This is a genomic window from Phenylobacterium aquaticum, from assembly GCF_947378715.1.
In the GTDB taxonomy this organism is placed as follows: Bacteria; Pseudomonadota; Alphaproteobacteria; order Caulobacterales; family Caulobacteraceae; genus Phenylobacterium; species Phenylobacterium aquaticum_A.
In genome coordinates, this window is sequence record NZ_CANCLE010000002.1 from 66,275 (window position 1) to 78,074 (window position 11,800).

Consider the following 11,800-nt stretch of genomic DNA (forward strand, 5'->3'; position numbering starts at 1 on the left):
CCCATGAACAAGTCGCTTCGCGCCCTCGTCCTGGCCCTGGCCGCCCTGACCCTCGGCGCGTGCGCCAAGGACATCCCCTATGCGACCTTGAAGGCGAAATACACGACGCCCGCCTCGCGCTTCGTCGAACTGCCCGGCGGGGTCGATGTCCACTATCGCGATCAGGGAAATCCGGCCGGATCGCCGATCATCCTGGTCCACGGCTTCGCCGCCAATCTCGACACCTGGGAGCCCTGGGTGAAGCGGTTGGGGCCGAACCACCGGGTGGTGACTCTTGATCTCGCCGCCCACGGCCTGACCACCGTCCCGGCCGGCTACAAGCTCTCCAATGAGGGCCAGGTCGCCATCGTCGACGGGGTGGCCCAGACGCTGAAGCTCGACCACTTCGCCCTGGCCGGAAACTCCATGGGCGGCGGTGTGGCCTGGGCCTATACGCTGGCCCATCCGGACAAGGTCTCGGCCCTGATCCTGGTGGACTCGGCTGGCGCCCCGGTCGATCCGGCGGCGATGAAGAAGAAGGGCGGCCCGCCCATCGTCTTCGTGCTGCTGCGCAATCCGCTCGGTCGCGCCCTGCTGCGCCAGATCAATCCCCGCCCCCTGGCGGAGAAGGGCCTGAAACAGGCCTATATCGACCAGAGCCTGGTCACGCCCCAGCTGGTCGACCGCTATGTCGAGTTGGCCCTGGCCCCCGGCCATCGCGACCTGTTGCTCAACGCCCAGGGCGGCCCGCGCAAGCCGGCCACGGCGGAGACCTTCAAGGCCATCCACGCGCCGACCCTGGTCATGCACGGCGAGGCCGACACGGTGATCCCGGTCGCCGCCGGCAAGGCCCTGGCCGCCGCCATCCCGGGCGCCAAGCTGATCCTCTATCCCGGCGTCGGCCACGTCCCCATGGAGCAAATCCCCGACAAGTCGGCTGCGGACCTGGAGGCGTTTTTGGCGACCGTTCCGGCTGTGGCGAAGTAGGGGCCCCACCACCTCCTCCCGAAGCTGGACAAATCCGCCCTCCACCCCGACTAATGCGCGCCTTGGTTTCTCCGGTTTTGATCGGGTGGGGATTTTTCATGCGTTCAGTTCTTCTTGCATCGGTGTTTTCAGTCGTGCTGGCCGGTCCGGTCCTGGCCCAGGGCGCCGACGGCCCCCAGCCCAAGTTCACCGGCCGTGACATCTTCAGCCTGCAGCAGGCCTCCGACCCGCAGATGCGTCCCGACGGCGGGGCGGTCGCCTATGTGCGGATCACCAATGACATCATGACCGACCGCGCCCGGCGCTCGATCTGGCTGGTCGATCCCAGGAGCGGCGCCCAGTCGCCGCTGGTGGCCCTGGAGGGCTCCAGCTTCGCCCCGCGCTGGTCTCCGGATGGTCAGCGTATGGCCTATATGGCCGTGGTCGGCGGCGCCCCGCAGCTGATCGTGCGTTGGATGGCCACGGGTCGCGAGGCCAAGGTCGCCACCCTCGAGCAGTCCCCGGGCGACATCACCTGGTCGCCGGACGGCAAGACGCTGGCCTTCACCATGATGGTCGCCGACGAGGGCGCGAAGCTGGGCGGCCCGCCGTCCAAGCCCGAGGGCGCCCAGTGGGCGGAGCCCCTGCGGGTCGAGGACCGGGTCAATTGGCGCGCCGACGGCGAGGGCGAACTGAAGCCCGGCTTCTCTCAGATCTTCACCATCTCGGCCGACGGCGGCTCGCCCCGCCAGCGCACCTTTGGCCGCTTCGATTCGCAAGGCCCCCTGGCCTTCACCGGCGACGGCCAGGGCCTGCTGTTCGCCTCCGACCGCGCCAAGGACTGGGAACGTGACCCCGGCGAGGCGGAGATCTATCGCCTGTCCCTGGCCGACGGGACCCTGACGGCCCTGACCCATCGGGTCGGTCCCGACTACGCCCCGGCGGTGTCGCCCAGCGGCAAGCAGATCGCCTATCTCGGCTACGACAACGCCCGGCACCGGGGCTACGAGAACCAGCTTGTCTATCTGATGGACGCCGATGGCCAGAACGCCCGCGCGCTCACCGCCGGCCTCGACCGCTCGGTGGACAACGCCGCCTGGTCCGGCGACGGCAAGAGCCTGATCATCAGCTATGTCGACAAGGGCGTGACCAAGGTCGCCCGCCTGAGCCTGGACGGCAAGATCACCCCGGTGGCCGAGGGCCTGACCGGCGGCGGCCTCGACCGGCCCTATAGCGGCGGGGACTATTCGCTCGCCCGCGACGGGACCGTGGCCTTCACCAAGGGCGACCCGGCCCACCCGGCCGAGTTGGCGGTGACCAAGGGCGGGGCGGCGCGCGTGCTGACCGACCTCAACGCCGACCTGCTGGCGGCCAAGACGCTCGGCAAGGTCGAGGCCCTGGCGGTGACCTCGTCCTATGACAAGAAGCCGATCGGCGCCTGGATGGTCACCCCGCCCGGCTTCGACCCCGCCAAGAAATATCCGCTGATCCTGGAGATCCACGGTGGCCCGTTCTCGGCCTATGGCCCGTCCTTCTCCACCGACGACCAGCTCTATGCGGCCGCCGGCTATATCGTGGTCTATTCCAACCCGCGCGGCTCGACCTCCTATGGCGAGGCCTTCGCCAATGAGATCGACCGCAACTATCCGAGCCACGACTATGACGACCTGATGAGCGTGGTGGACGCCGCCATCGCCAAGGGCTCGGTCGACGACAAGCGGCTCTACGTCACCGGCGGCTCCGGCGGCGGGGCGCTGACCGCCTGGATCGTCGGCAAGACCGGCCGTTTCGCCGCCGCCGCGACCCAGAAGCCGGTGATCAACTGGGCCAGCGAGGTGCTGACCGTCGACGGCTATACCGGCATGGCCCGCGACTGGTTCGGCAAGATGCCCTGGGAGGACCCGCAAGCCTATTGGGCCCGTTCGCCCCTGTCCCTGGTCGGCAATGTGGTGACGCCCACCCTGGTGGTGGTCGGCGACCATGACCTGCGCACCCCGCCCAGCGAGGCCGAGCAATATTACCAGGCCCTGCAGCTGCGCGGCGTGCCCACGGCGCTGGTCAAGGTGCCCGGCGCCAGCCATGGCGGCATCGCGGCCAGGCCGTCCCAGGCCGCCGGCAAGGCCGCCGCCATCCTCGCCTGGTTCGAGCGCTACAAGGCCCCGCCCGCGGCCAAGTGAGCCGCGAACGCAAGAAAGGCGCCAAACCTTTCCGCCATTAACCATTCGGTGGGAATGCCGGCCCTAGCCTGTGACGCAAGAAACAGGCCAGGAGGCGGATTTGGCGCTCGGCGCGCGTTTGGAGATGCGGCAAGGCCAGGGGCTGGTGATCACCCCCCAGCTGCAGCAGGCCATCAAGCTGCTGCAGCTCTCCAACATGGAGTTGGAGGCCTATGTCGAGGGCGAACTGGAGCGCAACCCGCTGCTCCAGCGGGACGACCGTGACTCCGAACCCGAGGCCGAGGCCGCCCCCCGCGACACCGAGGAATACGCTTCCGACCAGATCCCCGACGGCGCCGCCAGCGTCGAGATGGACATCAATCACGACGCCGAGTCCTCGCCCGGCGAGCGCGCCACCGGCGACACCGCCGAGGCCCAGGAGGCCGGCGGAACGGTCGACTGGTCCAAGGCCGGCAAGGGCGGCTCCTTCGAGGACCTCGACGACTTCGAACAGCGCCTGACCCGCGACAAGACCCTGCCCGAACATCTGGAAGACCAGTTGATGGTCGCCGGCTTCTCCGGCCCGGAGCTGGCCGTGGCCCGGGTCCTGGCCGACGGGGTGGACGAGGGCGGCTATCTGCGCTGCGACCTGGCCGAGACCGCCGAGCGCCTGGGCTGTGACCTGACCTTCGTCGAGGACGTGCTGCGCATGCTGCAGCGCTTCGAGCCGGTGGGGGTCTTCGCCCGCGATGTGCGCGAATGCCTGATGATCCAGCTCAAGGACCGCGACCGCTGCGATCCGGCCATGATGGCGCTGCTGGACAATCTCGACCTGCTCGCCCGCCGCGACATGCCGGGTCTGCGCCGCGCCTGCGGCGTGGACGACGAGGACCTCAAGGAGATGATCTCCGAGCTGCGGGCCCTGACGCCCCGGCCCGGCGCAGCCTTCGGCGGCGATCCCGCCACCCCGGTCGCCCCCGATGTCTTCATCCGCGAGGGCCTGGGCGGCCTGTGGCATGTGGAGCTGAACAGCGACACCCTGCCGAGACTGCTGGTCGACCAGCGCTATCACGCCCGGGTCTCGGCCGCCGCCCGCACCGATCAGGAAAAGGTCTTCGTCGCCGACTGCATGGCGTCGGCCAACTGGCTGGTGAAGAGCCTCGACCAGCGGGCCAAGACCATCCTCAAGGTCGCCTCCGAGATCGTCCGCCAGCAGGACGGCTTCCTGGCCTTCGGGGTCGAGCACCTGCGCCCGCTGAACCTCAAGACCGTGGCCGAGGCGATCGGCATGCACGAGAGCACCGTCAGCCGGGTGACCTCCAACAAGTACATCGCCACCCCGCGCGGCATGTTCGAGATGAAGTTCTTCTTCACCTCGGCCATCCAGGCCACCGAGGGCGGCGAGGCCCACTCCGCCGAGAGCGTCCGCCACCGCATCCGCCAGCTGATCGAGGCCGAGCGCGCCGAGGCCGAGGTGCATTCCGACGACCGCATCGTCGAGATCCTCAAGGAGACCGGGGTCGATATCGCCAGGCGCACAGTCGCCAAGTACCGCGAGGCCATGCGCATCCCCTCCTCGGTGGAGCGCCGCAGGATGCTGAAGCAGACCGCCTAAACGAACGGCGCTTCCAGCCCCTCGGCCTTGAAGGTCGCAGCCACTGCGGGGCGGGCCAGGACCCGGGCCGCGTGAGCGCCCAGGTTCGGCAGGTCGCGGATCGGATTGGGCAGGGTGCGGCCCCAGCGGGTCATCATCAGCAGATAGAGGTCGGCGGCGCTGAACCGCTCGCCCAGCAGCCAGGGACCCGCCCCTAGCAGCCCCTCGATGCGGCCGAACACATCGGAGAGCCGAAGCCCCGTCGCGGTCTTCACCCCGGCCACGCCGTCCGGGTCTGTGGTGAATTCGTGCGGATAGAACCAGGCCCGGAACTCGGCCTGGGGGGTGTTGGAGAGGTGGACCATCCACCGGTAATAGTCGGCCCGCTGGGGCGTTCCGGGCGGCGGGCTGAGCCCCTTCTGCGGATAGGTGTCGGTCAGATAGAGCGCGATGGCGGCGGTCTCATAGATCACCACCTCGCCGTCGATCAGCACCGGGATCTTGCCGTTCGGATTGAGCTTCAGATAGGCGGGGCTGGTCTGGGCGCCGGCGTCCCGATCAACCAGCCGCAGCACGAAGGGAACCTCCAGCTCCCGCAACAGCATGTGTGGGAACAGGCTGGCGTTGCCGGGATAGTAGTGCAGCTCGATCACGGGGTGTCTCCGACCGTCAGTTCGTAGAGGTTCCAGCTGGTCTTGGCGGCCAGCTGATCATAGAGCGTCCGCGCCCGATAGTTGTCGTCGGCCGTGGTCCAGCGGATGGTGCGCCAGCCCCGGCCCCGGCCCACCTCCCGCACATGCTCGATCAGGGCCCGGCCGACCCCGCCCGAGCGGGCGTCGGGGCTGACGAACAGGTCGTCCAGATAGCCCATGTCCTCGCCGAAGCCGGTGCGTGGCTGGCGGCGGAAATGGGCCAGGCCCACTGGGGTCCCGTCCACCAGGGCCAGCCGACCCTCGACCTCGTGGAGGCGGTCCGTCAGCCAGGCCCAGACCGCGTCGGCGACCGGATCGGTGAGCTGGCGCTTGTAGAAGGTCGAATAGCCGTCGAACAGCGCCCGCCAGGCGGGCTTCAGGTCCGGGCGGGCGGCGATGTCGAGGATCTCGAGGGTCATGGTCAGGTCTCCGTGGCGATAGGTCATCGCCGCCCAGCGGCCTGGTCGGAAGCCCCAATTCCGGACGTCCGACCAGACCACTTGACCTCAGCGCGGCAGGGCCTCCGCGATCTGCACGGCGTTCAGCGCCGCGCCCTTCAAGAGTTGGTCGCCGGACAGGAACAGGCTGAGCGTCCGGCCGCTCGGGTCTGACAGGTCGGCGCGGATCCGGCCGACCAGCACGTCATCGCCACCTGAGGCCTCGTTGGGCATGGGATAGTGATTGCCGGCGTGGTCGTTCACCAGCCGCACCCCGGCGGCCCCGGCCAGCCAGGCCTCGGCCTGGGCAGGGGTCACCGGCCGCTCGAACTCGACGGTGAGCGCCATGGAGTGGGCGCGCAGCACGGGCACCCGCACGCAGGTGAAGGACAGCCGCATGTCTGGCGCCGACAGGATCTTGCGGATCTCGGCCATGGCCTTCAGCTCCTCGCCATTGTAGCCGCTGGCGGCGTCCACCTCGGCGTTGTGGCTGAACAGGTTGAAGGCGTAGGGGTGCGGCAGCACCTTGGGCGCGAACGGCTCGCCAGCCAGATAGGCGCCGGTGGAGGCCTCCAGCTCGGCCATGGCCGCCGCCCCGGCCCCGGAGGCCGACTGGTAGGTGGCCCCGATCACCCGGGTCACCGGATTGTGGGCGTGCAGCGGGGCCAGAGCCATCACCGCGATGGCGGCCACGCAATTGGGATTGGCCACCAACGCCGGCCGGTCGGCCAGGAGCGCGCCATTCACCTCCGGCACCACCAGGGGCGTGCCCTCATCCATGCGGAAGGCCGAGGAATTGTCGATCACCACGCAGCCGGCCGCAGCCGCGATCGGCGCGTACTGGCGGCTGATGGTCGCGCCGGCCGAGAACAGGGCGACATCCATGCCTTGGAAGCTGTCCGGGCCGAGCGCCTCGATCACGATCCCCTGGCCCTTGAAGGGCAGGGTGCGGCCGGCCGAGCGCGGTGAGGCCAGCAGCCTCAGGGTGGCGACGGGAAAGCCCCGCCGCTCCAGGCAGCCCATCAGTTCGACGCCCACGGCGCCAGTGGCGCCGACGATGGCGACGTTCAGGGGGCGGGCCTGGGCCTGATCGGGGAAGCTGGGATTGGGTTGTGTCATGGGCGTCTCTCCGGGGGTGAGCCGGGGGCCGGGAGCGCCGTGGTTTGAAACCCTGCGACCCCGTCCTGCCGGCGGGGTCTGCTGAGGGTTGTTATGCGACGTGCGCGCGCAAACCCCCAGGCCCCGAGAGCCCGGTCGTTTTAATCGCGCTTTTAATGGTCATGCACCGCATGCCCGGTGGGTAGCTCATCAACCCTGGTCCTGTCAAAGCCTGCGGCTTTTCGACCCTGCCGATCGGCGCGCATCGCACACCCGAAGGGTGCTTGACACCATCTTCGGACAGGCGCGTTCTTCTCATCATGCAAGTCCAAGTCGCTGGAAAGCATGTCGCCGTCGGAGAGGCCCTGCGTGAGCGGGTCACTGACGAAATCACCGGTTCCATCGGGAAGTACTTCGATCGCGGCGGCATCGCCGACGTCGTCGTCAGTCGCGAGGGCCATTCCTTCAGGGTCGACTGCGCGGTGAAGCTGGCCTCCGGCCAGTCCCTGCAAAGTCATGGGCTTGGCAGTGACGCGCACGGCGCGTTCGACGCCGCCCTGGCCAAGATCGAGAGCCGCATTCGCCGCTATAAGCAGCGCTTGAAAAGCCACTCGGTCGCCGCCACCGCCCGACAGGCGGAGACCGCCTCCTATTTCGTGCTGCGGTCGCCGGAGGACGACACCGACGAGGCCTGGGACGACGCCGACGACGCGCCGGCGGGTCCCTTCCCCTCGGCCATGGTGATCGCCGAAACCGAGAAGGCGCTCCGCACGATGACCGTTTCGATGGCGGTCATGGAGTTGGACTTGACGGAATCTCAAACAATCGTGTTTAGGAACGCGGCTCACGGCGGATTGTCCGTGGTATATCGCCGGCCCGACGGGAACATCGGCTGGATCGATCCCGAACGCACCAAATCGCCGAACGGGAACGGAGTGAACGGAACAGGTCCCTAGGGCTCGCGTTCCGCCCGCTCCGCACTCGGTCATGGTTGGGCGGGCACGGATTTTTTTGGGCGTCGCGAGACAATGTTGATTGGTGAGATTCTGGACCGCGCGGCCATCGCGCCGCGGGCGAGCGCGTCGAGCAAGCGTCAGGTCCTGGCGGCGATCTCTGAGATCGCGTCGCGCAATTTCGGCCTGGATTCGGCCCGGCTGCTAGAAGCCCTGACAGAGCGTGAACTGGCCGGCTCCACGGGCGTCGGTCACGGCGTCGCGGTGCCGCACGCCCGGATCGAGGGCCTGCAGCGGATGTGCGGCGTGTTCATGCGTCTGGAACAGCCGGTGGACTTCGCCGCCATCGACGATCAGCCCGTCGACCTGATCTTCGCCCTTCTGGCTCCGGCCAATGCCGGGTCAGAGCACCTGCGGGCGCTGGCCCGCGTCTCCCGCGTCCTGCGCCAGGGCGACCTGCGCGAACAACTGCGCCAGGCCCGCACCGCCGACGCCATCCATGTCCTATTGGCCCAGGAAGCCCGCTCGACGGCGGCTTAGGGGCAGGGCTACCGGTCGGATATCAAGAAGACGGGTCCACGAACCACACGAACCACACGACGAGCGTTCGTAGCTTCAATCGGCGAAGCCGGTTTGTCTATACGAAGGAGCCAGGGTTATCGGAAACGACCTGGACTGGCGTCGGTCTGTTCGTGCCGTTCGTGTGGTTCGTGGACAATAAAATCTAGTGCACCGACACCGGCGCCAATTCATGGGCCAGAGCGGCGGCCATGGCGGTGTCCTTGTCGGTCAGCACCGCCAGCCGTTCGCCATTGGCGCGGTGGACGGCGTAGAGCACCTGGTCGGGTTGCAGCTCGAAACCCTCGATCTGGCCATTGGGGGTCGAGGCCAGGATCTCGGCGGCCTTGATCGGCCGGACATAGACGAGATCGGGACCGCCCAGGGCGGCGAAGGCTTCCAGTGAAAGATCGGTCGCGAAATTGGGTGTCATGATGACCACCTCCTTGAACACTAACGCTTCTGACGCTCCCCAGGTTCGGCCGAGCGCCTAACTTGCGGCTCTAGCTGGCCGTCTGGATCGGAATGCGTTTCACCAGACGGTCCGGTTCGGGCCGGTCGAGATCGATATGCAGGAGGCCGTGCTCCAGCAGGGCGCGCTCGACCACCATGCCGTCGGCCAGGACGAAGGAGCGAACGAAGCCGCGCGCGGCGATGCCCCGGTGCAGATAGGCGTCCTCGGCCTTGCCGCCGGCCTCCTCGCGCTTGCCCGCCACCGTCAGGTGCCGGTCCTCGAGGGTCACATGCAGGGTCTCGGGCGTGAAGCCGGCCACGGCCAGGGTGATGCGCAGCGCACCCGCCCCGCGATCCTCCACATTATAGGGCGGATAGCTCTCGGCGGCGGCCTTGGCCGCGCGCTCGATGAGATTCCGCGTATGCTCGAAGCCCAGCAGGAAGGGGCTGTCGAAAACCACTGATCGATTCATTCCAGAGTCCTCGCATATCAAGCGACTCTCCGCGGGTCCGCCCAGATGCGGCGCGTCCCTCGGATCAAATCCATGTGGTGATCCCCGGGCCAAGGTTCAATGGAGCCTGGCTGTGGGTGTCTCGCCCCTTGCCTCGCGCGGCGGTCGCGGTCAGGAAGAGGCATGGTCAAACCGCTCAATTTCGCCATCACCTATACCGCCGACAGCTTCTCGACGGCGGGCAAGATCATGGGTCGCCAGAGCGCCGGCCAGGGCTTGCTGAAGGCCATTGTCGACACCTGGCCTAACGGAGACCTGCACGCGCTCGGCCTGTTCCCGGGCGAGGCGGACCAGATGCGGGACCAGCTGCTGGGCTGGAACTTCAAGGGTCACACCCAGTGGCATCGGGGCTATCTGCATGGCCGCGGCGCGGCGCTCGACGCCCTCTATTGGCCTGCCCCGGTCAATGACCGGATCGCCCATCTGCGGAATTCGCGCGGGCCCACCAGCCAGAGCCTGTTCGGCGTCACCCATACCCTGTCGTCCCGCGACGCCATGGACACCGTGTCGCGCCAGACCATGGCCCCGTTCCAGCCCTGGGACGCCCTGATCTGCACCTCCCAGGTCGCCTACGACGTGGTCACCCGCCTGCAGGCGGAATATCGCGACTGGGCCGCCGCCCACCTGGGCGCCACCCGCTTTGTCGATCTGAAGCTGCCGGTCATTCCCCTGGGCGCCGATCTGGAGGCCCTGCGGCGCACTCCGGCCTCCATCGCCCGGGCCCGGACCAGCCTGGGCCTGGCGGCCGACGAGACCGCCTTCCTGTTCGCCGGCCGGCTGGTGTTCCACGCCAAGGCCAATCCCGCCCCACTGTACCAAGCCCTGGAGGCGGTCGCCCGCCGCACGGGCCGCAAGCTGGTGATGATCGAGGCCGGGGTCTTCCCCGCCCAGGCGGTCAGCAACACCTATCGCGCCGCCCAGCAGGCCCTGGCCCCCTCCGTCCGCTTTCTGCACGTCGATGGCGCCGACCCGGCCGCCTATGCCGGCGCCTGGCAGGCGGCCGACGTCTTCACCTCGCTGTCAGACAATATCCAGGAGACCTTCGGCCTGACCCCGGTGGAGGCCATGGCCGCCGGCCTGCCAGTGCTGGTCAGCGACTGGAACGGCTACAAGGACACGGTGCGCGACGGGATCGACGGCTTCCGCATCACGACGATCTCAGCCCCGCCAGGGGCCGGCGGCGACCTGGCTTTCCGCTACGCGGCCGAGATCGATTCCTACGACCACTTCGTCGGCCGGGTCTCGATGTCCACGGTGGTGGATATCGACCAGTTGACCGATCGGGTCGCCCTGCTGGTCGAGGATCCCGCCCTGCGCCAGCGCCTGGGCGCGGCCGGCCGGGCCCGGGCCAAGGCCGAGTTCAGCTGGTCGCGGATCGTGTTGCGCTATGTCGACCTGGCCCGTGAGCTGGGCGAGCTCCGTCGCGCCGCCCCGCCCCAGGCCAATATCCCCTGGCCGACCCGCCCCGACCCCTTCGAGCTGTTCCAGTCCTATCCGACCCAGGTCCTGGACCTGAACGTCCCCGTCGCGGCTCGGGCGGCCGGCGACCTGGCTCTGGACGCCCTGCTGGACCTCGGCATGGCCAACGCCCTGCTCGACGCCTTCACCCCGCAAGACACCATCCGCGCCCTGCACCGCCAGGCCCAGACCGGCGAACAGACCGTTGCCGCCCTGCTGGACGCCTGCGGCGGCCCCACCCCCGGCGCCATCCGCAGCCTGATGTGGCTCGCCAAGTTCGGCCTGCTGCGGCTGGGCTGAGGCCGCTGGCCTACCGCTTCTGATCCAGGTCGCGCACCGCGCCGCGCGCCGCGCTGGTGGTGAAGGCCGCATAGGCCTTCAGGGCCGTGGAGACCTTGCGGTTGCGGGGCGTGGCGGGCCGCCAGGCGGCCTCGCCCCTGGCCTCCATCGCCGCACGGCGCCGGGCGATCACCGCCGGGGCGACCTGCAGGCTGATGGTTCGGCTGGGGATGTCGATGGCGATGATGTCGCCGTCCTCGACCAGGGCGATCAGTCCGCCCTCCGCCGCTTCAGGCGAGACATGGCCAATCGACAGGCCCGACGTGCCGCCGGAGAATCGGCCGTCGGTGATCAGGGCGCAGTCTTTCCCCAGGCCCTTCGATTTCAGATAGCTGGTCGGATAGAGCATCTCCTGCATGCCCGGCCCGCCGCGCGGCCCCTCATAGCGGATCACCACCACGTCGCCGGCCTTGACCTTGCCGGTCAGGATGGCGCTGACCGAGGCGTCCTGGCTCTCAAAGACCTTGGCGGGACCAGAGAACTTCAGGATGCTCTCATCGACCCCGGCGGTCTTGACGATACAGCCGTCCAGGGCGAGGTCGCCCTTCAGCACGGCCAGGCCCCCATCCTGGGAAAAGGCGTGGGCGGCGTCGCGGATCACGCCC

Annotated in this window: 12 protein-coding genes; 6 read left to right on the top strand and 6 right to left on the bottom strand. The window is 68.6% G+C overall.

The genetic code is table 11. From position 1 onward, the window contains the following. Positions 1–3 precede the first annotated feature (3 nt). The 3 genes from Q7P21_RS00730 (at position 4) to rpoN (ending at position 4,716) form a co-directional block, all read left to right on the top strand. Positions 4–966, top strand: coding sequence for an alpha/beta fold hydrolase (locus Q7P21_RS00730; protein ID WP_304170171.1), 963 nt, complete (start codon positions 4–6; stop codon positions 964–966). Positions 967–1,064: 98 nt separating this feature from the next. After that, positions 1,065–3,122 carry a S9 family peptidase gene (locus Q7P21_RS00735; protein ID WP_304175309.1) on the top strand — a complete coding sequence of 686 codons (2,058 nt, stop codon included), beginning with the start codon at positions 1,065–1,067 and terminating at the stop codon, positions 3,120–3,122. A 100-nt stretch (positions 3,123–3,222) separates the two neighbouring features. Beyond that, a complete protein-coding gene (gene rpoN, locus Q7P21_RS00740) occupies positions 3,223–4,716 on the top strand; it encodes an RNA polymerase factor sigma-54 (protein ID WP_304175311.1) in 1,494 nt (497 codons plus the stop codon). On the opposite strand, the gene Q7P21_RS00745 is transcribed toward rpoN, so the two are convergent. The 3 genes from Q7P21_RS00745 to Q7P21_RS00755 all read right to left on the bottom strand — a co-directional run bounded on the left by Q7P21_RS00745 (position 4,713) and on the right by Q7P21_RS00755 (position 6,943). Then, positions 4,713–5,348: a glutathione S-transferase family protein gene (locus tag Q7P21_RS00745; protein WP_304164218.1), complete on the bottom strand. Its 636-nt coding sequence runs from the start codon at positions 5,346–5,348 to the stop codon at positions 4,713–4,715. The genes rpoN and Q7P21_RS00745 overlap by 4 nt on opposite strands. Next, a complete protein-coding gene (locus tag Q7P21_RS00750) occupies positions 5,345–5,806 on the bottom strand; it encodes a GNAT family N-acetyltransferase (RefSeq protein WP_304175313.1) in 462 nt (153 codons plus the stop codon). Before Q7P21_RS00750 ends, Q7P21_RS00745 begins: the two co-directional genes overlap by 4 nt. Positions 5,807–5,893: 87 nt before the next feature. Beyond that, positions 5,894–6,943: an aspartate-semialdehyde dehydrogenase gene (locus Q7P21_RS00755; RefSeq protein WP_304175316.1), complete on the bottom strand. Its 1,050-nt coding sequence runs from the start codon at positions 6,941–6,943 to the stop codon at positions 5,894–5,896. Positions 6,944–7,242: 299 nt separating this feature from the next. On the opposite strand from Q7P21_RS00755, the gene raiA reads away from it, so the two are divergent. Together raiA and ptsN are read left to right on the top strand one after the other, a co-directional pair. Then, on the top strand, positions 7,243–7,878 hold the full coding sequence (raiA, locus tag Q7P21_RS00760) for a ribosome hibernation-promoting factor, HPF/YfiA family (protein ID WP_304164211.1): 636 nt from the start codon (positions 7,243–7,245) through the stop codon (positions 7,876–7,878). A 72-nt stretch (positions 7,879–7,950) separates the two neighbouring features. Next, positions 7,951–8,415 (top strand): PTS IIA-like nitrogen regulatory protein PtsN, encoded by a 465-nt coding sequence (gene ptsN / locus Q7P21_RS00765; RefSeq protein ID WP_304164209.1) that lies wholly within the window; start codon positions 7,951–7,953, stop codon positions 8,413–8,415. A gap of 184 nt (positions 8,416–8,599) precedes the next feature. Here ptsN and Q7P21_RS00770 read toward each other — a convergent pair whose 3' ends face one another. Continuing rightward, entirely contained in the window at positions 8,600–8,866 is a 267-nt protein-coding gene (locus Q7P21_RS00770) for a DUF1150 domain-containing protein (protein ID WP_304164207.1), read from the bottom strand. A 70-nt stretch (positions 8,867–8,936) separates the two neighbouring features. Beyond that, positions 8,937–9,359: an Hsp20 family protein gene (locus tag Q7P21_RS00775; RefSeq protein ID WP_304164204.1), complete on the bottom strand. Its 423-nt coding sequence runs from the start codon at positions 9,357–9,359 to the stop codon at positions 8,937–8,939. Positions 9,360–9,521: 162 nt separating this feature from the next. On the opposite strand from Q7P21_RS00775, the gene Q7P21_RS00780 reads away from it, so the two are divergent. Beyond that, positions 9,522–11,156, top strand: a complete 1,635-nt coding sequence (locus Q7P21_RS00780; protein WP_304175318.1) for a glycosyltransferase family 4 protein — start codon at positions 9,522–9,524, stop codon at positions 11,154–11,156. Between the two features lie 10 nt (positions 11,157–11,166). Here the strand turns inward: Q7P21_RS00780 and Q7P21_RS00785 are convergent. After that, positions 11,167–11,800, bottom strand: a 634-nt coding sequence (locus Q7P21_RS00785) for a dihydroxy-acid dehydratase (RefSeq protein ID WP_304175320.1), incomplete at its 5' end; no start/stop codon positions are given.